Here is a 1736-nt window from a genome sequence, read left to right as displayed (position 1 = left end):
GCCCGTCGACTGCGGCCAGGCGCCCGCCCCTGGCCGACGCGCGGGATAGTCGCCGGCCGGTTTCCGGGGACGGGCTGTGGGCGGCTGGGGTGCGTACGGAGGTGGGCATGGGAAGTTTCCTGTGGCCGGGCAGCCGGTCGAAGAAGGCCGTCCGTAGGGGGAGGAGAGGGGGATGTCTCCCGGTCGCCGGGCGGCAGCGGGCAGGGAAAGCGGGGGCGATCGGTTCTGCGCCAAGGCGGCGCACGTGGTCATTTCCTCGCGCGCTTCTTCCTCGGCCTGCCGCCACCGGTGGGGCGGCGGGCCGGTGTGGCCGGGGCCATGAGGCCGAACGTCACGTCTGCCCGCTGCGACCCGACGTCCGGCGATCCGCTGGTGGTCAGGCGGGGGTCACTGTGCCGGAGCCCCTGCCGCGCCGAAGCCGCAGGGCCGTGGCGGTGACAGCGAGGGCGCCGAGGAGCACCAGGATCCCCTGACCCTGCGCCCATCCGGAGAAGTAGATCGTCACGACGAACGGCGCGGCGGCACAGATGAGTTGCGGCGTGGTCCGGATTCCGGCGATGACGCGGCGGCCCACCAGGAACAGGGCCGCGAACGTCGGGACGCCGAACTGCCAGGGGATGAACAGGCCGATCCCGAGCGGGTCGATGACGGCGACCGCGCCCACCAGAAGGGCGGCCCACACCAGCAGCGCGAGCGTTCCCGCCGCGCCGCTCGCCCGGCGGGCCGGGCGTTGGTCGGGCGGGCAGGCCAGCGGGAGCGCGGCGATAAGGATCGGCGCGAGCAGGAAACCCACGAGTTCCCACCGCAGGTCGATCCCCATGTGCCGGAGCGGGATGAGGAAGCTCACCGAGCTGCCCACCGCTCCGGCGGCCGCACACAGCGCGCCGGGAAGGTAGTGCCCGGCCAGCGCTGCCACCGCGCCGAACAGAGCCAACACGTAGCAGACGTTCAAGAGGTTCACGAGCGAGACCACAGGGCCGCCGGTGCCCGCGGCGCGCATCACGTACCAGTTTCCGACGCTCTCGATGAGGTTGAAGGCGGCGTAGGCGGCCGTCGCGGCCAGGGCGAAAGGCGCGATGGCCGCGGAGAGTCGTCCGCCCGGGTGCGCGGAGCCGAGGCCGAGGCGCAGCCGCACGGCGTGCGTGGCGATGCCGGCGGCTTCGCGGAGACGGGCCCACCGGCCTGCTCCCTCGGTCGCCTCCCGGTAGGACTCGGCTATCTCGTCGCCGAAAGCGTGGCGGAAGCCGGCCGGATACAGGCGCAGCAGTGCGGGGCTCACGCGGTGGCCGCCTTGCCGGTGGCGCCCAGGCGCCGTGTGGCCTCGCGCGCGGTGGCCGCGATCCGTTCGGCCTCGGCGGCCAGTGCCGCACGACCGGGAGCGGTCAAGGTGTAGGTGCGCCGCAGGCGACTGTCGACGACCTCTTCCTTGTGCACCTGGATCAGCCCCTGCTGGAGCAGACGCTCCAGCGCCCCGTACAGCGTGCCGGTCCGCATCTTCACCCGCCCGCCGGAGATCGACTCCACCTCGCGCGCCGCCGCGTAGCCGTGCCGCGGCTCGTCGGCGAGAGCGGTGAGGAGCAGCAGGGTCGGTTCCTGCATGGCACGGTTCGTCATGACGCCACCATATGTCATTCACCGGCATATGCAGGAAGCCGTCCGGCCCGAGGGGGGCGAGACGCAGGCTCCGAAGCGGGTACGGGAAGGGGCAGGCCCCCGGAAGGCGATCGTCCTCCGGG

The 1736-nt window shown here is 73.0% G+C and carries 2 protein-coding genes; both read right to left on the bottom strand.

Features of this window, described 5'->3' with window-relative positions; translation table 11 throughout:
• Positions 1 to 376 precede the first annotated feature (376 nt).
• On the bottom strand, positions 377 to 1279 hold the full coding sequence (locus ACFU99_RS42755) for a hypothetical protein (RefSeq protein ID WP_384403945.1): 903 nt from the start codon (positions 1277 to 1279) through the stop codon (positions 377 to 379).
• Positions 1276 to 1614, bottom strand: a complete 339-nt coding sequence (locus ACFU99_RS42750) for a PadR family transcriptional regulator (protein ID WP_384403943.1) — start codon at positions 1612 to 1614, stop codon at positions 1276 to 1278. The genes ACFU99_RS42755 and ACFU99_RS42750 overlap by 4 nt, the downstream gene beginning before the upstream one ends.
• Positions 1615 to 1736: the final 122 nt, after the last annotated feature.

Source organism: Streptomyces sp. NPDC057654 (genome assembly GCF_042800135.1).
In the GTDB taxonomy this organism is placed as follows: domain Bacteria; phylum Actinomycetota; class Actinomycetes; order Streptomycetales; family Streptomycetaceae; genus Streptomyces.
The sequence above is the reverse complement of the archived record's forward strand: the minus strand, read 5'-3'. Positions and strand labels throughout refer to the sequence as shown.

Coding starts and splice junctions, on each gene's coding strand:
- ACFU99_RS42750 (WP_384403943.1), bottom strand. CDS start 1,614: ATGACGAACCGTGCCATGCAGGAACCGACCCTGCTGCTCCTCACCGCT.